This is a genomic window from Plantactinospora sp. CA-294935, from assembly GCF_050936445.1.
Classification (GTDB): Bacteria; Actinomycetota; Actinomycetes; order Mycobacteriales; family Micromonosporaceae; genus Plantactinospora.
In genome coordinates this window covers 7,289,072-7,308,806 of record NZ_JBNJMU010000001.1, presented here as the reverse complement: position 1 = coordinate 7,308,806, position 19,735 = coordinate 7,289,072, and the positions used below count along the sequence as shown (strand labels likewise).

General features: G+C 71.6%; 13 protein-coding genes. 11 read left to right on the top strand and 2 right to left on the bottom strand.

What is annotated here, in order from left to right:
• Window positions 1-16 precede the first annotated feature (16 nt).
• On the top strand, window positions 17-1,870 hold the full coding sequence (locus ACQEVC_RS32040; protein WP_432885051.1) for a Xaa-Pro dipeptidyl-peptidase: 1,854 nt from the start codon (window positions 17-19) through the stop codon (window positions 1,868-1,870).
• A 109-nt stretch (window positions 1,871-1,979) separates the two neighbouring features.
• Here the strand turns inward: ACQEVC_RS32040 and ACQEVC_RS32035 are convergent, their stop codons facing one another.
• Window positions 1,980-2,351 carry an FKBP-type peptidyl-prolyl cis-trans isomerase gene (locus tag ACQEVC_RS32035; protein ID WP_130462889.1) on the bottom strand — a complete coding sequence of 124 codons (372 nt, stop codon included), beginning with the start codon at window positions 2,349-2,351 and terminating at the stop codon, window positions 1,980-1,982.
• A 267-nt stretch (window positions 2,352-2,618) separates the two neighbouring features.
• Here ACQEVC_RS32035 and ACQEVC_RS32030 point away from each other — a divergent pair, with 267 nt between their 5' ends.
• The 5 genes from ACQEVC_RS32030 (at window position 2,619) to ACQEVC_RS32010 (ending at window position 11,884) form a co-directional block, all read left to right on the top strand.
• Window positions 2,619-3,425 carry an SAM-dependent methyltransferase gene (locus ACQEVC_RS32030; RefSeq protein ID WP_432885047.1) on the top strand — a complete coding sequence of 269 codons (807 nt, stop codon included), beginning with the start codon at window positions 2,619-2,621 and terminating at the stop codon, window positions 3,423-3,425.
• Window positions 3,422-5,593, top strand: coding sequence for a putative bifunctional diguanylate cyclase/phosphodiesterase (locus ACQEVC_RS32025; protein ID WP_432885044.1), 2,172 nt, complete (start codon window positions 3,422-3,424; stop codon window positions 5,591-5,593). Before ACQEVC_RS32030 ends, ACQEVC_RS32025 begins: the two co-directional genes overlap by 4 nt.
• A 569-nt stretch (window positions 5,594-6,162) precedes the next feature.
• The gene (gene erm, locus ACQEVC_RS32020; RefSeq protein ID WP_432891815.1) at window positions 6,163-6,951 is read left to right on the top strand and encodes an ErmE/ErmH/ErmO/ErmR family 23S rRNA (adenine(2058)-N(6))-methyltransferase; all 789 of its coding nucleotides are present in this window, start codon (window positions 6,163-6,165) and stop codon (window positions 6,949-6,951) included.
• A 487-nt stretch (window positions 6,952-7,438) separates the two neighbouring features.
• A complete protein-coding gene (locus tag ACQEVC_RS32015; RefSeq protein WP_432885041.1) occupies window positions 7,439-7,765 on the top strand; it encodes a trypco2 family protein in 327 nt (108 codons plus the stop codon).
• 48 nt (window positions 7,766-7,813) lie between these two features.
• On the top strand, window positions 7,814-11,884 hold the full coding sequence (locus ACQEVC_RS32010) for a trypsin-like peptidase domain-containing protein (RefSeq protein WP_432885039.1): 4,071 nt from the start codon (window positions 7,814-7,816) through the stop codon (window positions 11,882-11,884).
• Window positions 11,885-11,913: 29 nt separating this feature from the next.
• On the opposite strand, the gene ACQEVC_RS32005 is transcribed toward ACQEVC_RS32010, so the two are convergent.
• On the bottom strand, window positions 11,914-12,942 hold the full coding sequence (locus ACQEVC_RS32005; RefSeq protein WP_432885036.1) for a Bug family tripartite tricarboxylate transporter substrate binding protein: 1,029 nt from the start codon (window positions 12,940-12,942) through the stop codon (window positions 11,914-11,916).
• Between the two features lie 185 nt (window positions 12,943-13,127).
• Between ACQEVC_RS32005 and ACQEVC_RS32000 the strand changes: the two genes are divergently transcribed.
• From ACQEVC_RS32000 to ACQEVC_RS31980, 5 genes are all read left to right on the top strand, one after another.
• Window positions 13,128-14,786, top strand: coding sequence for an ATP-binding protein (locus tag ACQEVC_RS32000; RefSeq protein WP_432885034.1), 1,659 nt, complete (start codon window positions 13,128-13,130; stop codon window positions 14,784-14,786).
• A complete protein-coding gene (locus ACQEVC_RS31995) occupies window positions 14,783-15,457 on the top strand; it encodes a response regulator (RefSeq protein ID WP_432885031.1) in 675 nt (224 codons plus the stop codon). Before ACQEVC_RS32000 ends, ACQEVC_RS31995 begins: the two co-directional genes overlap by 4 nt.
• 429 nt (window positions 15,458-15,886) lie before the next feature.
• Entirely contained in the window at window positions 15,887-16,903 is a 1,017-nt protein-coding gene (locus tag ACQEVC_RS31990) for an alcohol dehydrogenase catalytic domain-containing protein (protein ID WP_432885028.1), read from the top strand.
• A 463-nt stretch (window positions 16,904-17,366) separates the two neighbouring features.
• Window positions 17,367-18,074: a type 1 glutamine amidotransferase domain-containing protein gene (locus ACQEVC_RS31985; protein ID WP_432885026.1), complete on the top strand. Its 708-nt coding sequence runs from the start codon at window positions 17,367-17,369 to the stop codon at window positions 18,072-18,074.
• 391 nt (window positions 18,075-18,465) lie between these two features.
• Window positions 18,466-19,653: a low temperature requirement protein A gene (locus ACQEVC_RS31980; protein ID WP_432885023.1), complete on the top strand. Its 1,188-nt coding sequence runs from the start codon at window positions 18,466-18,468 to the stop codon at window positions 19,651-19,653.
• Window positions 19,654-19,735 lie beyond the last annotated feature (82 nt).

Sequence of the window (19,735 nt, the reverse complement as noted above, 5' to 3'; positions counted from 1 at the left end):
GCCATCAGCAGGTCCCGTGAGGATTCTCGGGGCGTACGCGGTCGGCCTGGCCCTGGTCGCGGCACCGGTACCGGCCCGCGCCGCCACGGCCGCGCCGCCGCCGGGCATCGTCGTGCAGGACGGCATGACCCAGCCGGTCTTCTCGTTCGAGGAGGCGATCGAGGAGCGGGTGTGGGTGGAGACCCCGCTCGACACCGATCACGACGGCCGGCGTGACCGGGTGGTGGCGGACATCTCCCGGCCCCGGGAGACCGACACCGAGGGCCTGCGGGTGCCGGTGATCCTGGAGCACTCGCCGTACCGGAAGGACACCTGGGGCGACGTCCCCTATCCGAGCGTTCTCGTCGACGACCTGCCGCAGAGCTCGTCGGCCGGCGCGTCGGCCCGGCGGGCCGAGCAACCGGGCGTCCTGCGGGCCAAGGCGAACCTCTCCGGCCAGCTCGACGACTACTACGTGCCGCGTGGCTACGCGGTGGTGCTGGGCCAGAGCGTCGGCACCGGTGACTCCGACGGCTGCCCGACCACCGGTGACTCGGCCGAGACGCTGGGCACCAAGGCGATCATCGACTGGCTGGGCGGGCGGGCCAGGGCGTACGACGCCAGCGGCGCACCGGTGCGGGCCGGCTGGACCACCGGCGCGGTCGGGATGACCGGGGTCTCCTACAACGGAACCCTGCCGAACATGGTGGCGACCACCGGCGTCGAGGGGCTCAGGACCATCATCCCGGTCGCCGCGATCAGCAACTGGTACGACTACTACCGGGCCAACGGCCTGGTGGTGGCACCCGGCGGATACCAGGGTGAGGACGCCGACATCCTCACCATGTACACCGCCGGGCGGGCCCGCTCCGAGGGCACCTGTGCCGACGAGATCGCCGAGATCACCGAGGAACAGGACCGGGTCACCGGCGACTACACCAGGTTCTGGCGGGAGCGCGACTACCTGCCCGGGGCGCGCAAGGTCCGGGCCAGCGTCTTCGTCGTACACGGGCTCAACGACTGGAACGTGAAGACCGGGCAGTTCGCCGACTGGTGGGACCAGCTCGACCGGTACGGCGTGCCGCGCAAGCTGTGGCTGCACCGGGGCGGCCACGGTGGACCGGGCAGTGCCGCCACGGTGACCCTGCCGGACGGGCGCTCGTGGACCTACAAGCAGACCGAGAACCGCTGGTTCGACTACTGGCTGTGGGGCGTCGACAACGACGTCATGGCCGAGCCGAGGGCCGTGGTGCAGCGCGAGGACCGGGTCTACGCCACGTACCGGGACTGGCCGGACCCGGCTACCCGGGAGGTGTCGTTGGGGCTCTCGGCGAGCGACGCGACCGCACCGGGCCGGCTGGTCGGGCACGGTGGGCGGGGCCGGGCCGCGCAGAGCCTGGTCGACTCGGGACGGACCGTCACCCCGGCCGAACTGGTGGCCGGACCGGACACCGCCAACCCGAACCGGCTGGTCTACACCTCCCCGGCGCTGGGCCGGGACGTACGGATCTCGGGCCGGCCGGAGCTGCGGGTACGGCTCTCCGTCGACAACCGGACGGCCGCGAACCTGACCGGCTACCTGGTCGACTACGGCCCGGTCGGCTCCACCGAGGCGCCGGTGGTGGTGAGCCGGGGCTGGCTGGACCCGCAGAACCGGACCAGTGAGGCGCACAGCCAGCCGCTGCGTCCGGGGCGCCTCGCCGACTACCGCTGGACGATGGAGCCGAAGGACTATGTGTTCCGCTCGGGACACCGGCTCGGACTGGTGATCTTCTCCAGTGACCAGGAGTACACCCTGCTGCCGCTGCCCGGCACCCGGCTGACGGTGCTGCCGAAGTCGAGCACCCTGACCCTGCCGGTGGTGGGCGGCCGGACCGCGCTCGGCTTCTGAGCGCGGACCTGGCCGATCAGGTCACCGGCCCCGGACGCCGACGGCGTCCGGGGCCGGTCTGCCGGGCGGACGTACCCCGGCCGGGTCGGAACGGGTCAGAACTCGGGGGTCAGAACTTCACGTCGACCAGGTCGACCACGAAGACGAGGGTGGCACCCGGCTTGATCCGGTTGCCGACACCCTGGTTGCCGTAGCCGAGCTGCGGCGGGATCACCAGCTTGCGCCGGCCGCCGACCCGCATCCCGAGTACGCCGCGGTCCCAACCCTCGATGACCTTCCCGCCACCCACGGGGAAGCTGAACGGCGAGCCGCGGTTCCACGATGAGTCGAACTCGTCGCCGGTGTCGAACGAGACCCCGACGTAGTGCACCACGGCCCATTGGCCCGGCTGGACCTCCTGGCCCGTGCCGATCGTTATGTCCTCGATGACGAGGTCGGCCGGCGGCGGACCGTCGACCAGACCCACGGTGGGCTTTTCCATCCGGGTACCTTAACGCCGGACCGGGACCGTGATCACTTTACCCGGTGGAGTGTCGCGGCAGGTGAGCGCCGCAACCACTGTCGGGGCACGGATCGTCGGCGCCGTGGCCGGGCCCGAACGTGGCGTGTCTCGATGTCCGTGGGTTCGCCAACCGGTCCGCGATCGGTACGCTGTCGGCTCGGGAAACCGGCGCGGACACCAGGCTGGCCAGTACGGGTGGCCGGGGTCGGGCCGGGACGGCGAACACGGAGCTGGCGGAGTGTGACGGTGACACAACCGGACTGGGCGCCCGACGACATCGATATCGACCGCCCCAGTGCCTCGCGGATCTACGACGTGTGGCTCGGCGGATCGCACAACTTCGAGGTCGACCGGGAGATAGCCCGGAAGACCGAACTGGCCTGGCCCGACGCCGTCCGGTACGCCCGGGCCAACCGGGCCTTCCTGGGCCGGGCGGTCCGGTTCCTCGCGGCGCAGGGCATCCGGCAGTTCCTGGACGTCGGCTCCGGCATCCCGACCGCGAACAACGTGCACGAGGTCGCCCGGCAGTTCGACCCGGAGGCCCGGGTGGTCTACGTGGACATCGATCCGGTCGCGGTGGCGCACAGCCGGGCGATCCTGGCCGGCGACGACCGCACCGCCGTACTCCAGGCGGACCTGCGGCGGCCGCAGGACATCCTCGACCAGGTCCGCGACGGCGGCCTGCTCGATCTGGCCCAACCGACCGCGCTGCTGCTGGTCGCGCTGCTGCACTTCGTGCCCGACTCCGACGACCCGCACGGGGCGATCGCCCGGTTGACCGAGGGGCTGCCGTCGGGCAGCTATCTCGTGGTCACCCAGGGCGCGCACGGGGCCAGCGAGGAGTCGGACGAGGAGATCAGAGAGCTGTACCGGCGTACCCCGACGCCGTTGACCGCCCGGGACAGGGCCGAGACCGAGCGCTTCTTCACCGGCTTCGAACTGGTCGAGCCAGGGTTGGTGAACCTGCCGGACTGGCGTCCGGACCCGACCGAGACGGTCGACGACCGCTACCGGGGCGCCCTCATCTACGCCGGAGTGGGACGCAAGCGGTGACCCAGCCGGGCCAGGGGCCTGGGCCGGCGTCCGCCGCCCTCGACGAGTTCGCCCAGCACTGGGCCCGGGTGATGGCCCAGATCAGCTACGTCCCGGTGCGCCTGGACGAGCTGCGGCAGGTGCTGCTCGGCTACGCCGAACGGATGGCCGGCTCGCCCGACGGCACGGCTGCGGCCCGGGAGGTCGGCGCCGCGCTGGTCGCCGACGGGTACACCAACGTGGCCGCGTTGCACGCCACCGTCGCCGCCCTGGCCGCACACTTTCCACCCGACGAGGGCGCGGCCGACGCGCGTCACGACCCCGCGACGCACCCGTCCGGCGAGACCGCCGGCCGGACCGAGCTGCTGGGCGCGGTCGCCGCCGGGTACGCCCGGGCACTGCGCGAGCGAACGCAACGCGAGCTGGAGTCGATCATCAGAGCGGTGCTGACCGCCCGACGTACCGCCGAGCGGGCCTGGGCGGCCAGCGAGGCGCGGTTCGAGGCCCTCTTCGTCTCCTCGGCCAGCGGGATCTGCGTCGTCGACCCGGAGAACCGGATCGTGCAGGTGAATCCCGCCCTTGCCCGGATGCTGGACCGTCCGGTCGCCGAACTGGTCCGGCGGCGGCTGACCGGGCTCGTCCAGTCCGGTCACCGGGCGGCGGTCGGCCGGGCGCTCGACGAACTGCACGCCGGCCGCCGGGCGCACGCCGAACTCGACGCGGCCTTCGGCCGCCCGGACGGCGGCACCGTCTGGCTGCGGCTCTCGCTGGCCCCGGTGCCGCACGGCGAGGTGACCCACCTGGTCGTCACGGCGCAGGACGACACCGAGCGCTACCACCTACAGTCCGCGCTCTCCCATCAGGCGCTGCACGATCCGCTGACCAACCTGCCCAACCGGGCCCTGGTGCTGCGCCGGCTCGACGAGCTGATCGACGGGCTCGGCCCGGACGAGCACGTCGGGATCTGCTACCTCGACCTCGACGGGTTCAAGACGATCAACGACTCGTTCGGGCACGCGGCCGGCGACGACGTGCTCCGTACCGTCGCGGCCCGGCTCGCCGGGTGCGTCGCCGACCCCGGCTGGCTGGCCGGCCGGCTCGGTGGCGACGAGTTCGTCATCGTCGCCGCACACCCGGACCCGACCCGGCTGGTACGGGTCGCCGAGCGGGTGGTGTCGGCGGTCCGGCAACCGATCCCGGCGGCCGGACACCAGCTCTCGGTCTCGGTCAGCATCGGGGTGACCGACGACCGGATCCCGCACAGCCAGCCGAGCGATCTGATGCGGGCCGCCGACATCGCGCTGTACTGGGCGAAGGCGGCCGGCGGCGACCGCTACGAGATCTACGACGCGAACCGGCACGACGCGCAGGCGCTCCGGTCGACGCTGGCCAGCGGGCTCCGCTCGGCCCTGCACCGGGACGACTTCACGCTGCGGTACCAGCCCATCGTGCGGCTCACCGACGGGGTGCCGATCGGCGCCGAGGCGCTGCTGCGGTGGACCCATCCCGAGCACGGTCCGGTCGCCCCGGAATTCTTCATCGACCTCGCCGAGGAGATCGGCCTGATCGGGCAGTTGGGTCGCTGGGTGCTGACCCGCGGCTGCCAGCAGGCCGCCCGGTGGTACCGGGATCTCGGCGAGCGGGCGCCGTTCGTCAGCGTCAACCTCTCCGCCCGGCAACTGCACGACGTCGGCCTCGCCGACGAACTGCTGCGTACCCTCGACGAGGTCGGGCTGCCGGCCTCCCAACTGCAGCTCGAACTGACCGAGAGCGCCCTGCTCGGGCCGGCCCAGGGCCCGGCCGACGCACTGAAGGCACTGGCCGCGCACGGGGTACGGGTCGCGGTGGACGACTTCGGCACCGGCTACTCGAACCTCGCCTACCTCCGTCGACTCCCGGTACGGGAGCTGAAGATCGCGGGCGCGTTCATCGAGGGCCTCACGCCCGGGCACCCCGGTACGCCCGCCGACCGGCAGATCGTGGCCAGCGTGATCGCGCTCGCGCACGGGCTCAACCTGACCGTGACCGCCGAGGGGGTGGAGACCCGGGAACAGGCCCAACTGCTCCGCTCGATGGGCTGTGACCACGCCCAGGGCTGGTGGTTCGCCCGGCCCGGCGAACCGGACGTACTGCACCGGATGGTCGTCGGGGAGGGCGGAAAACCGGTTGATCCGGTCCCCACGTGCTGAGCTAGGGTGGTGGGGTGTCCGGCACTTTCCACGCCCTGATCCGCGGGTCCCTGACCGGGACGTGCACCGCCGACGGGGCGCCCCTGCTCCTGATCCGCCTTCGGGCCGGCCGCTCCGCCCTGGTCGGCTGAGCGCGGGAGCACCCAGGTTCGATCGCCGACGCCGCTGACGCGGCGCGGTCGAACGCCAGGCCCGTCCTTCCGGCGGCGCGCCGCGCCGTGGCCCTCCTGCTGTCCGCCCGACGTACCGCGTCGTCGCGGCCGGTGCGGGCCACCCGCGTCGACAGCCTGTGACGCCGTACGCGTCGATGACGCGTGACGCCGTTGCCGTCGATGACGCGTGAGCGTAAGGCGCCGGCATCTCCGCACGTCCAGGGTCACCCGAGTCCTGATCCATCCGGGACAGGTCGTGGCCGCTGCGCGCCCGCCTGTCTCACAGACCGGCCCGGAGTGCCCGGGCGGGAGGACACGGCTGTGCCGCATCACCATCCCAATCGAGACAACCGTCCCGGCGCCCGCCGGGCGAACCCGCCGGCCCGCCGGCAACCCGACCGGCCCGACCGGCCGGCGGTGCCGCGTACCGGGCCGGACCGGTCGCGCCGGGTGCTCGGGCAGAACTTCCTGCGCGACGACCGGACCATCGCGCAGATCATCGCCTCGGCCCATCCGGATCCGGCCGGACTGATCCTTGAGGTCGGCGCCGGGCAGGGGGCGCTGACCAGGGAGCTGGTCCGGCGGTGCCGGCGGGTCGTCGCGTACGAGATCGACCCGGCGCTGGTCGCCCGGCTCGGCGAGGAGTTCCGGTCCGAGCCGGGGCTCCGGCTCGTGCACGCCGACTTCGTCGCGGCCCGGCCGCCCGCCGAACCGTTCGCGGTGGTCGGCAACATCCCGTACGCCTCGACCAGCCGGATCGTCGACTGGTGCCTGGACGCCCCCCGGCTGACCACCGCCACCCTCGTCACCCAGCTCGAGTACGCCCGGAAGCGCTGCGGCGACTACGGCCGGTGGACGCTGCGTACCGTGCAAACCTGGCCTCGGATGAACTGGCGGCTGGCCGGCCGGATCCCCCGGGAGCGGTTCCGGCCGATGCCCCGGGTGGACTCCGGCATCCTGCGCCTGGAGCGTCGGGCGGTGGAGCTGCTGCCGGCGCACCAGCTCGCCGACTACGAGCGGTTCGTCGCGCTCGGCTTCAGCGGGGTGGGCGGCTCGCTGCGGACCTCGTTGCACCGTGGCTATCCGGCGCGCCGGGTCGACGCCGCACTGCGGGCGAACCGGGTGCCGGCCGACATCCTGGTCGGGTACGTCTGGCCGGAGCAGTGGATCTCGTTGTTCCAGGCGGTCCATCCGGCCCGGCGCTGAGCCGGCGTCCGGCCGGGCCGATCACCCGGGTCGGTGCGGTCGGCGGGCAACTCCGCCGGCCGCACCGACCGCCCTGTGCCGGTGTCGTGCATCGGGCCGGCGGTGCTCAGTAGGTGAGGAAGCCGTACAGGGCCAGGTGGCCGGTTTTCCTGCGGTAGCTGCATGGTGGCGGCGAAGACGGTGGTGCCGGTCGCCTTGATGGTGAACCTCGCCGCGATGGCGCTGGTCCGCTTCCACTGGTGGTAGTCGGTCCTGTCCGGGTCGCTCGTCGTCGGCGTGCCGGGTCAGGTGTCGCGGGTTTCCCGGCGACGGATCGGCCGTGCGGCGCGGTGGAGGACCGTCGTCGGCTGCGCCGGGTCAGGTCCGGGAGCCGGGACGGCGCCATCGAGGCAGGTGCACGATCGCCGCGCGGTGGACTCCACCGGATCGGATGCGGAAGAATGTCCGCGGAGTGGACGGATCGTCGCGGTAGCTGTGCGGGGGGCAGATGAGTTCGTTGCCGGATGACCAGGGGATCGGCCTCGCGGCCGCGCTCGGCGCGATCCGTCGGGAGTTGGCCGAGGCGATGAACGTCGCCGCGGCCGAGGGCGGACCGGTACGGCTCGGGGTCTCGGCACTCGAGCTGGAGCTGCAGACCACGCTCAGCCGCACCGGCGACGTGGACGGTGGCATCAAGGTCTACGTGATCTCCGCCGGCGCGAGGGTGTCGGAAAGCCGCAGCGACGTGCAGACCCTCCGGATCCAGCTCGATGCCCGGACACCCAACGGAGAACCGATACAGACGAGCGACAGGCTGCGGCGACCGCCGCGCTAGTCAGGATCGTCAGCGGTGCGACGGCATGCCGAACCTCGACCGGCTCGGGTGACGGGAGTCTTCGCGTACCGTCCGGGATCCCCCGACCCCGACGCCGGCCTCGACCCCGTCCCTGACTTCGGCACCGGATACCGGATCTCGGACCGACTGGTGCTCACCGCCGCGCACGTCCTCGAAAACCTGCCGCCCGACGGCATCGGCCCGGACGGCGGGTCCGCTCTCTTCGTCGACCTCGGCGGCGACGGTCTGGAGCGGCCGGCGACCTGCGTGTGGCGCGATCCGGACGGCAGGGACCTCGCCCTGTTGCGGCTCGCCGATCCGCCGCCGGGGCACGTCCCGCCGGTACGGCTGGGCCGGATCGACCTCACGAGGGCGACGACGGTCAGCGTGCTGGCGATGGGATATCCGAGACACACCGAGATCTACCTCGCGCGCACCGGCGAGTACTGGCGCGGCCGCTCGCACATCAACGGCCGGATCCACACCGCGAGCGGGGGGCGCCCGGAAGCGCTGCGCCTCCATCCCGACGTCACCGTGCCCGAGGCTGCGCCGGGCGACAGCCCCTGGAAGGGGATGTCCGGCGCGGCGGTCTTCGCCGGCTCCTCCCATCTGCTGGTCGGGGTGTTCTGGGAGCAGCTCTCCGGCGCGGGGGCCGGCCAGCAGGAGATCACCAGGCTCGACGCGGTCACCGATCAGCGCTGGCGTGACCTGTTGGAGGCCGAGGATATCGACCCGGATCCGCGCCCCGTCTTCCCCGACGGGTGGAACCAGACCTGTCCCGGCCTGATCCCGCACGGGGACCACGTCGACAATCTGGTGGCCGAGGACTCCTTCCTCACCTCCGGCCGGCTGCGGTTCGTGGATCCGGGCGACCACCCGAGCGCGCCGCGCCACGTCCTCGCCGCACTGACCCGGATGGTCGAGGGTGCGGATCGGCGGCTCGGGGTGATGCTGTCCGGGATACCCGGTGTCGGCAAGACCCGGCTCTGCCTGGAAACCGCCGCGCTCGCCGACGGCGCCGGTTGGCTCGTCGTCCATCTGCCGCGGTGGGACCAGCGCGCCTCGCTGGAGGACGCGTGGAAGTGCGTCGAGCCGCTCTCCTCGCCGGTGCTGCTGGTTGTCGAGGACCTCGAGTGGCTCGCCGAGACCACTGCGGAGACCGTCCGGCAGTTGCGGGCCGGCGCCCTCAACACGGGTGCGCGGCTGGCCGTCCTGGGCCCGGTGCGGACGGCTGCGCTGGATCCGGACACGACCCGCTGGAAGCTGGCGCCGCCGAAGCTCTTCGAGGAGATCGAGGTCCGCGCCGATCCGGGCTACCAGGCTGACATCCTGCGGCGGACGGTGCGGAGCCTGGCCGAACAGGCCGTGCAGCAGGCGGGCGAGGAACACCTGATGACGATCTGCCGGGGCATTCCGGCTATCGCGGTGCTGCTCGCCAACTACTACAACGGCGAGGTCGCCGCGGGGCGCGACGTCAGTACGGCGAGGCCACTCGGCGACCAGGACATCGCCGGCTGGCTGCGCGAGGTGCTGGACCGGGAAGAGCTGGGGCTGCCGTCGGTACGCCGCTCGGAGCCGGCCGCCAGGCCGGACGGGCGGCTCACCGCCGCCGCCTGGATCGCCGCGGCCACCCCGCTCTCCGCCGAGGCGCTGAAGGCGGCACTCGGGAGGCGCGGCGAGATCCTCAGCCCGCTCGGTACCCCGTGGCCGCCGGCGGAGCTTCTCGACTCGCTGTGCGGGGCCGGAATTCTGGCCCGACGTGGCGACACCATCCAGACGGTGCACCACCTGTACGCCGACCGCCTGCTCACCGAGGTTCTGCTCGAACGCCGCTCGGGGAAGATCCGTGCCGACGTCCTCCACCAGACCCTCGAACCCGGCCTCGCCGATCAGCGGGTGCTGTGCCACGTGGCCGAGGCGGTGCACCGACTGCGCGAGGCGCTCGAGGACGAGTCGGCGCAGGCGCTCGGCGCCGCCGTCGAGCAGTGGTGCCTTGACAACGCCGGAGATCTGACGGCACTGCTCGACCGGGACCCGGACGGCCGGATCCTGCACACCCTGCTGCGCCTGCCGACCTGGCGACCCGCCACGCGTCGGCTGGTCGAGCCGATCGCCGAGACCTGGTTGCGGCGGCGCTTCCGCGACCCGAAGGCCCGGGACGGGGTACTCTCCGTCGCGTCCTGTCTGGACCCCCAGGTCGGGTACCCGTACGTGATCGCCTGGATCAGCCACAACGTCGCCAACCCGAGGGCCGCGTACGCCTTCCACAAGCTGTCCCCGCCGGAGGGCGTCGACTCGGCGTACGGCGAATGGACCGTCGAGCGGGCCTTCAAGTGGCTGGCGCAGCACGCCCCGCATCCGAACGCCTCGTTCGTGCTCGCCAGCCTGCTCGACCACGGCAAGCAGCTCGGCCTGCCACCCGGCCATCCGCACGGCGCCCGCCTCGTCGCCTGGGCCCTCGGCTGGCTGCGGCGCAACGGCCACCACCGCAATGCGGCGTTCGTCGCCCGGCCGCTCGTGCAGCGCCCGGAACTGGCTGGCGCGGACCTGGAGGCGACCGCGTCGTTCCTGCTCGACCGGGTCGCGCCCCGGGAGCCGCACAACGCCAGTTTCGCCCTGGAGGCCGTGTTCCGCCGGCACCGCCTCGGTCGGGACCTGCCCGACCCGGTGTTCAAGCAGGCGGTGAAGGACTCCCTGCGCTGGCTGGAAGACCGCCGGGGCTACGGTCGGCGCCCCGCCGCCGTGTACGTGCTGGAGAACCTGATCTCTCCCGACCTGCGCGGCCGGGACGACCTCTCCCACGCCGTACGCCTTGCCTGGGACTGGCTCGACGCGAACGGAGACGTGAAGGAAGCCGGCCGGCTTCTCGAACGCCTGCTGCACCTCGCCCGCCTGGAGACCGACCCGTGGGCCCGGCTCACCGAGGAGGAGTCGGCGGAGCTGAGCCGGCGTACCCTGAGCTGGCTGTCCGCCCCCGAGGCGACCCGGACCAATCGGATCAGCGTGCTGGGCGCGCTGCTGCGTACCCGGCTGCTCGACGACGATGCCGACGAACTGCGCGGGCGCGTCGGCGAGGCGCTGGCGCTGTGCCGGCGGACGCCGAGCCCCACGGTGGCGCGGGACCTGCTTCCGCCGCTGCTGGCCAAGCCGGCACTGCCGGCGGACCTCCGGGCCGAACTGCTGGACCTCACTTTCGACCAGCTCCGTCGCCACCCCCGCGACCGGCACACCAGTCACCCACTGACCTCGCTGCTGCGCCGCCGTGACCTCACCGCCGAGGAGTACCGGACGGCGATGACCGCGACGCTGGACTGGCTCGGCGCCCACCCGTTCGACGACAGCGCAATACCGCTGCTGGTCAGCGCGCTGAGGAACCGCCGGGCGAACCGGGACGACCGGGGGAAGCTGGCCGACCGCGCCGTCCGGATCCTGTCCCGGCCGTTGCTGCTGAGCCGGCCGGGCCGTGAGCTGGTCGGCGTCCTGCTGGCGCAACGCACCGAGACGACGCCCGAGTGGAACCGGTTCGTCGGGCGGGTGTGCGGCCAGGTCGCCGTCGACGGCATGCCGGGCTGGGCCGCGCGGGTGCTGGGAGTCCTGCTCTCCGGCGCCGACGTGCTCGACGGCCCGGTGCGGGACGAACTGCACGCGACCTGCATCGGCTGGTGCGCGGCCAACCCCCGCTCCGGCCAGATCTTCCAGCTACTACCCACGGTGCTCGGCGACCGTGCCCTGTCGCCGTCGGTGCGGCGCCGCGCCTGGCAGGTCGGTTCCGCGCGGGTGACTTCGGATACCTCGCGCGTCTCCGGTGCCGGCCGACTGCTCGCCGCGCTGCTGCGGGACGGGGGTCTCGGTGACGTCACGGAGGCTGACCGGGTGCTGGCGGTCGCGCTCGACTGGCTCGAGGTGCGGGTGGACGACGGCACGGCATTCGAGCTGCTACCGCAGGTGGCACACCGATTGCGCCAGGATGCCGGGGCGGGTCGGGCGGCGGCTGACGTCGTGCGCCGCGCGGTCGGGCGGCTCGACGCCTGGCTGGACCGGCACCCGGCGGCGTCGGCCGAACAGCGGGCGAGCATCGACACTCACCGGGACGTTCTCGCCCGCCTCGCCCCCGATTGAGCCCTGCCGCCGGTCGAGGTACGCGTCGATCATCGGCCGGTTCCCGGCCCGGACGTGCCGGCCGGGCTCAGGCCGAGCCCGTCGAGTGCGTGGGCGAGGCGATCGTTCTCGGCCCGGAGGAAGTCGCCGAACCCGGCACCGTCCAGGTACGCGTCGGTCCAGCCGTACTTGGCCAGCACCGCCCGCCACTGCGCCGAGCCGTGCAACCGGGCGACCATCTCCCGCATCGCCGCGACGTCGTCCCCGGCCAGTCCAGGCGGCGCGACGATGCCCCGCCAGTTGGTGAAGACGACGTCGACCCCGCGCTCCCGCAGGGTCGGCGCGTCGGTGCCGGTGACCCGGAACTCGCTGGTCACGGCGAGTACCCGGAGCTGGCCGGAAGCGATCTGGTCGGCGTACTCGCTGCGGCCGGAGACGCCGAAGTCGACCTGGTGGTCGAGGATCGCGGCGAGCAGGTCGCCGCCGCCGTCGAACTGCCGGTAGCTCACCTGCCGGGGCGGGATGCCGACCGCGTCCGCGATCAGCATCGGGGCGAGGTGGTCCGGTCCGCCGGCGGAGGAGCCGCCACCCACCGGCACCCCCGCCGGATCGGCCCGCCAGGCCGCGATCAGCCCGCCGATGTCCCGGTACGGCGAGTCCCGGGTCACCACCACGATGGCGGGCTCCTCGATCAGCCGGGCGATCGGGGTGGTGTCCTGGAGCGTGAACCGGGCCCCGGAGGCGTACTGGCTGCCCACCACGCCGAGCCCCATCAGCATCATCAGGTCCGGGTTTCCCCGCTCGTAGCCGAGCCGTCGCAGCCCGACGACGCCACCGCCACCGGGCAGGTTGAAGACCTCCACGGCACGGGCGATCCCGGCGTCCGCCAGTGCCTTGGCGGCGGTGCGTGCGGTCACGTCGTAGCCGCTGCCGGGCGCGTTGGGGACGAGCAGCCGCAGTTCGGTAGTCCCGTCGGCGAGGCGTCCGGCGCAACCCGACATGGCGACCAGCACCACGGCGAGACCGGCGGCGACGGCACCGGCCAGGCTTCTCGTGGTCGGATACCTCGTGCGGGCCATCCGCCGATCCTGGCCGGCCGGCGCCTGGTTGTCACCACCCGTGACCGGACCAGTTTGCCGGTTGACGTCGGGGCTGGTCAGGTGAGAGCTTCCCGGTTGCCCGGCCGGTGCCGGCCGGGCGCCGTGGCGGGGCCGGCGAGGGCGTCGGAACCAGCCCCGGGGAACGAACCGGACGAGGAGGAGCGATGCGGCAGCGGATGTCCCTGGCCGGTCAGTTCCTGCTGCTGCAACTCGGCATCGTCCTGCTCGTCGTCTGCACGGTGGCGGCCGTCTCGATCGCCGAGTCCGACGCGGCGTTCCGCCGGAACGAGGGCTCCCGGCTGCGCTCCGTCGGGGAGAACGCGGCGATCAACCGGACCGTACGGATGGGCATCGGCGACCCGCACGGCCAGGAGGCGCTGGCGGCGGTGGCGGAGAGCGCCCGGGCGGTCTCCGGCGCGACGTACGTGCTGATCGCCGACGCCACCGGCAAACTGGTCACCGGCCCGGACGCGGGATCGCCGATGGTGCTCGGCAGCAGTGACGGCCTCGCCGGCCGGTCCTGGGTCGGTGTGGTCGACGACGGCTCCAAGGCGCTGGTCGCGCACGTGCCCGTGCTCGACGAACAGGACGGCCGATTCCTCGGCCTGATCGTGGTCGGCCAGACCTATCCGACGCTGCCCGAGCAACTCGCGGCCGGCCTCACCAACCTGCTTACCTACCTGCTGCTCGGCGGGGTGCTCGGGGTGGCCGGGTCGCTGTTGCTGGCCCGGCGGGTGAAGCGGCAGACGCTCGGGCTGGAGCCGCGCGAGATCACCGGCCTGGTCGAGCACCGTGAGGCGATGCTGCACGGCATCAAGGAGGGCGTGCTCGGCACCGACACCGCCGACCGGGTGACCCTGGTCAACGACGAGGCGGTCCGGCTGCTCGGGCTGGCGGCCCTGCCGGTGGGCCGATCGCTGCACGCCGAGCCGATGGAGCCCCGGCTCCGGGACGTACTCACCGGCAAGGTCACCGGGGTCGACCAGATCGTCCTGAGCGACGACCGGGTACTGGTGCTCAACCGCCGGCCGGTGCTGGTCCGGGGCCGCCGGGTCGGCTCGGTGACCACCCTGCGGGACCGGACCGAACTGACCGCGCTCCGTCGCGAGCTGGACGCCAGCCGGCACACCACCGAGGCCCTGCGGGCCCAGGCGCACGAGTTCTCCAACCGGCTGCACACCATCGCCGGACTCATCGAACTCGGCGAACACGACGAGGTGATCCGGTACGTCACCCGGGCCAGCCAGGTGCACGAGAAGCTGAACCGGGACGTCACCGAGCTGGTGCGCGACCCGGCCCTGGCCGCGTTGCTGATCGCCAAGGCAAGCCTCGCCGCCGAGCAGGGTGTCCGGCTCGCGGTCTCGCCGGAGTCGGACCTGCCCGCGGTCGACGAGCAGCTCGCCGCCGACCTGGTCACGGTGGTCGGCAACCTGGTCGACAACGCGCTGGACGCGGCCGGCCCCGGTGGCCGGGTGGAGGTCGCGCTCGCCCGGGTCGACGCGGAGGTCGTCGTCCGGGTCGACGACTCCGGCCCGGGAGTGCCCCCGGAACTGGTCGAGGCGGTGTTCCGGCAGGGTTACAGCAGCAAGGATCCGGCCCGGGGCCACCACGGACTGGGACTGGCACTGGTCCGGCTGATCTGCCAGCGCCGGGGCGGCAGCGTCGAGGTCGACGGCGCGTCGTTCCGGGCCCGGCTGCCACTGCCCGCCCCGGACCCGGCCCGGGAGGCCGCGCCGCCCGTCGACGACCGGGCCCGGCCGGCGGCGCCACCCGGCCGCGACCCGACCCGGGATGCTCCGCTGCCCGGTAGGGGGCCGGCATGATCCGGGTACTGGTGGTCGACGACGACTTCATGGTGGCCCGGGTGCAGCGGGGCTTCGTCGAGCGGACGCCCGGCTTCACCGTCGTCGGGGTGGCGCACACCGGCGCGGAGGCGCTCGACGCGGTGCACCGGCTGCGCCCCGATCTGGTACTGCTCGACATCTACCTGCCGGACCTCTCCGGGCTGGAGGTGCTGCGCCGGCTGCGCGAGGGCGAGGTGGTGGTGGACGTCCTCGCGGTGACGGCGGCCCGGGACGTCGACACGATCCGGACCGCACTGCGGGGCGGGGTGGTGCACTACCTGATCAAGCCGTTCACCTCGGACGCCCTGCGCGACCGGCTGGAGCGCTACGCCGCCGCCCAGCAGCGGCTGGCCGGCTCGGGAGAGGTGGCCCAGGAGGACGTTGACCGGCTCTTCGTCGCGCTCCGGCCGGCCCCGATCGAACTGCCGAAGGGGCTCACCCAGCCGACCGCCGACCTGGTCGCCACGGCACTGCGGTCAACCGACGGCGATTTGTCGGCGACCGAGTGCGCCGACCGGGTCGGGCTGTCGAGAGTCAGCACCCGGCGCTACCTGGAGCACTTTGTCGGGGCCGGCAAGGCCGGGGTGAGCCTGCGGTACGGCTCCGCCGGCCGACCGGAGCGACGCTACCGGTGGACCGGCGGAGCGTGACCCTGCCCCTCACCCCACCATCCCCTACGCTGACCCACCCTGAGCTGCAACATCACGATGGAAAGGGCTCACTCTTCTACATCGGTGCGGTCTGCGCCGTCGAGAGGCCACCCCGGGTGTTCCAGGGTGGGTCTGCTGTACCCAGGTTGGCTCTGCCCAGGTAGAGCCGGGCCAGTTCGAGGGCCTCGCACACCCGTCCGGGGTGGTTGTGTTGGCCGGGACGGAGGCGGCTTCCGGCCTGACCCCAAGTCCCGGGAGCCGCTCGATCAGTGAACCTTTTTCAACCTCCCCTTGCGGTCCGTCGGAGCGCGAGGTCGGACGCGGTGTGTGAGCGCCGTGCGGTTCAGGTTGAAAAAGGTTCAGTGAAGCGCCGCCACCACCTGCGGCGGCGCAAACAGGCATCAAGCCAGTGCAACAGGAGGATCGATCATGTCACAGATGAAGGCGGCAGTCATCGCGGAGGCGAACGCTGGGTGGGTGCTGGAGGATCGGCCTGTTCCCGAGGTGGGACCGAACGACGTGCTGGTGCGGATTCGCGCGTGTGGGATCTGTGGCACAGATGTGTGGATGGCCAATGGCACCCTGTCGTTCCACGAGTTTCCGCTGATCCTCGGGCACGAGGGTGTCGGGGAGGTCGTCGCCGTGGGCGAGAGCGTGACCAAGCGCAGGGTCGGCGACCGGGTCGGTATCCCGATGGCCCAGAAGACCTGTGGTGTGTGCGATTTTTGCCGCGAGGAGCACCCGGTCAGCTTTGTCAGCGGTGTCAACTGCGCCAACCCGACGTTGACCGGCGTCACGGTTGACGGCGCTTTCGCCGAGTACATCGCTGCTGATGCCGACGGCACCGTGCTGCTGCCCGACGGCATCTCCTACGAGGACGCGGCTCCGACTCTGTGCGCGGGCTACACGGTGTGGGCCGCGCTGCGCAAGGTTGACCCCAAGCCTGGCGCGAAGGTCGCTGTCGTGGGGGTCGGCGGCCTCGGCCATCTCGCCATCCAGTACGCGAAGGCTGCCGGCTACCACGTCACTGCCGTGACCCGTACTGGTGACAAGCAGGAGCTCGCGCGGCGACTCGGCGCCGATAACGTCGTCGCCGACGGTGCGGCGCTGAAGGAGGCCGGCGGGGCTGACGTCCTCATGCACACCAGCAGCTCGCACGCCGCTATCGTGGACGCCATGAACGGCCTCAAGCCTTGGGGCAAGGTCGTGATGATGGGCGTCGCCACCGACGAGATGCCGCTGCCGGCCGGGCCGCTGACCTTTCAGGGTTATGAGGTGATCGGATCCGCGCACAATGGCATGGAGTACCTCGTTGAGGCCCTCGACTTCGTGGCCCGAGGAGCCGTCAAGCCGATGGTCGAGGTCTTCTCGAAGGAGCGTGTCGGCGAAGCGTACGAGGCTGCCAGCAGTGGCAAGGTCCGCTTCAAGGCCGTGGTGACGTTCTGACCTGACGCCTGAGCCGCATGTCACGCAAGGCCATCACCGATCGGGCACTTTGATAGCGCCGGTACGCCCGATCGGTGATGGCCTACGCCGGCCTCACCGCAGGTGCGGACCTCACGGGGACCCGGTCAGCCCGGCCTCGGCACCGTTCTCACCCCATTCGGTCACGCACTCCACTCAGTCAACGCTCGGCCTGCTCATCGGCGCAGCCTCGTCCAAGTCGATCTCCGCGTCCCCGTCGAGCGGTGGCTCCAGCCACAATCCGTATCCCCGGCCCAGCACATTCCACGCGGCCGGCGACCAGCACAACCTGAGTTCGTCCTCGTCCACCTGAGCGTGCCGGATTTCGACAGGTCCGAGACGGGCGCTCTTGGCGATGCATGGTCGTAACTACTGTGGGGATTCGTCGACGGTGAGTCCGCTGCGGGGGGCGTGATGCAGTAACCCAGAATGAGAGGAGAAGGCCATGACAACAAGTATCCTGTTCGTGCTCTCTGGGGCGGATCACTGGACCCAGAGCGACGGCAGCACCAGGGTGGCGGGGTTCATTCCCGAAGAGATGGGGGCGCCCCACGAGGTGTTCGTGCGAAGTGGGGCGGACATCGGCTTCGCATCCCCCGAGGGCCGGCGACCAAACCTGGATCCCGTCGGCCGGGAGTCAAGCCCGGCGAGCCCGAATGGCAAATACTACGGGCAGTACTGCGACTCCATCGCGCAGGAGTGGCAGTCTCCGCAGAAGCTGGGCGCGGTGAATGCTGCCGACTACGACGCAATCATGATTCCCGGCGGGCACGCGCCGATGGAGGACCTGTACCAGGACCCGGCGATGGGCCGCCTGCTCTCTGCGGCGGTGGAGTCCGGGACGGTCATCGCTGCGGTCTGTCATGGCCCCGCTGCTTTGCTCAGCGCGACCGACCCAGACGGGGGATGGCTGTTCGCCGGCCGCCGGGTCACCGCTCTCGACAACGAGGAGGAGAAGCTGTACGGCACGATGGAGAAGGCCCCGTTCCTACTGGAGTCGCGGCTCGTCGAGCTGGGCGCGCGGTTCGAACACGGTCCGCCGTGGCTGCCGTACGTGGTCGCGGACGAACGGTTGATCACCGGTCAGAACCCGGCCTCGGCCGGCGCGGTGGCCAACGCCATCCTCACGATGTGCGACGGGCACGGCAGGTGACCGTGGCGGGGTACCGACAAGGTCGCGCCGACCATCTGGATGCTGCCGGTCACCAGACCATCGGTCTCGGCCGGACGTCGAGCTCGGGGTCACCGGTGATCACGGTCGCCTTGCGGAAAGACCGCCTTGCGGCCGACGGCCTACGCGGCAGAACGGTCGTCCAGGTGCACTGAACGCATTGCGGGATCGGTGACTGTTTCGTCGGCCCTCAGGAGATGAGCTGCCGGCTGGCCCGCGTAGTCTGGCCTGTCGATCACCGTTTGTCGCTTCCGCCGGGACCTCGAAGTGGAACAAGAAAACGTCCAGTACGCGCTTGTTCGCATCCGCACCAAGCGACTGCGTGGTACGACTACTTCGATGCCGAGGTGAAGCGAACAGAACGGGCAGACGAATGGCAGGCGAGGCGCGCGAACTCCTGCGGAGACCCGGCGAGCCGCAGCGGACGACTTTCCTGGAACTTTTTTTTGACCTGGCGTTCGTCGTCACGCTCATCCAACTCTCGCACGTACTAGCGAGTGATCTCAGTTGGCGTGGCGCGTTCCGAACGCTGGTGCTGCTGTTCGCCATGGGTTGGATCTGGTACATCACGGTGGCAATCACCGACCGGTACAACCCGCACCGGCCGGTGATCCAGGTACTGGTCATCGCGACCTTGGTCGGCACTCTCGTTCTGGTCGCGGCAGTGCCCGCGGCCTTCGGCGAGCGGGGCCTGGTCTTCGCGGGGGCATACGTCGCCATCCAGATCGGTCGCCCCCTGTTCACCCTGTTCGCGCTACGGGACCGCAAGCTGAGGCGCCGGCCGGCGCGGGCGCTGTGCTGGTTCAGTGTGTCGGCCGTGCCTTGGCTTGTCGGGGCAGTCACGCACGGCGCGGCGCGCGACGTGCTGTGGACGCTGGCGGTGGCCGTGGACTACGTGGCATTCGCCCTCGGCCGGCCCACGCCCGGCCTGGGCCGCTCATCCAGTTCGGAGTGGAGGATCGTGGCCGAGCACTTGGCCGAGCGCTATCGCCTGTTCTTCATCATCGCACTCGGTGAATTGATCCTGGTCACCTCGTTGACCTTCAGCGGTAACGACATGGCGGTGGACAAGAGCGCCGCCTTCCTGACATCGATTGGCATCACTGTGCTGCTCTGGCGGATCTACATCTACCGCGCTGGGGAGGTACTTGCCACGGCTATCGAAGCATCCCCTGACCCGCTCCGCCTGGCCATCTCGACGCTGTCCGCCCACATGGTCATGATGGCCGGAATCGTCGTGACCGCCGTCGGTGTCGAACTCGTCATCGCACATCCACTCGGACACACCCCACCTGACTGGACGGCCGTCATCCTCGGCGGACCCGCGCTCTTCCTGGTCGGGCGCGCGCAATTCGAACACGCCGTGCTCAGGCGGGTGTCCCGAGACCGGCCGGTGGGGCTGCTCGTGCTGGCCGTCATCGCGCCGGGGGCACTGCTCGTACCACCGCTGGTGGTCGCCTTGGCCGCAACGGCGGTCCTTACCGGAATTGCGATCACCGATACGGTCCGCACCCGGCAGAGCGCGTCCGAAAAGCCCTCGCCGCCAGGTGGGCCGCTGTGACAATTGCCCGTTCCGCTGACGATGGACCAGCGGTGGCATCGACGATGGTGGCACGGTACTGCGCGGCGTCCGGACCAGGCGT